1 protein-coding gene is annotated in these 310 nt (G+C 68.7%); it reads left to right on the top strand.

The window, feature by feature from the left end:
- Positions 1-104: zinc-binding dehydrogenase (locus tag NGB94_RS16710; protein WP_325791843.1), on the top strand; the 104-nt coding region annotated here is incomplete at its 5' end.
- Between the last annotated feature and the right edge of the window lie 206 nt (positions 105-310).

Genomic DNA, 310 nt, shown 5'->3' with positions numbered 1-310 from the left:
TCAAGCCGCTGGTGGACCGCACATTCCCGCTGGCTGAGGCGGCTGCCGCGCACGAGTACTTCGACTCGGGCCAGCACACCGGAAAGGTTCTGCTCACGGTCTAGCTGCCGCAGCGCCGCCCGGCGTGCCGCCGGCCCGCCGGGCGCTCATCCAGGACCGTTCGGCGGACCGGCAGCACGCCCTCCGGCGTGTATGTGATCCACATCGCACCGCCGGTGCTACCCTCATGCGCACATCACGCCCTGCTGCTGCAGGGACCACACTGCTGACAAGGGGTAGCACCATGAGTGAAGACAAACGGAGGGGGCCG

Source organism: Arthrobacter koreensis, assembly GCF_035792275.1.
Lineage (GTDB): Bacteria > Actinomycetota > Actinomycetes > Actinomycetales > Micrococcaceae > Arthrobacter_B > Arthrobacter_B koreensis_A.
The sequence above is the reverse complement of the archived record's forward strand: the minus strand, read 5'-3'. Positions and strand labels throughout refer to the sequence as shown.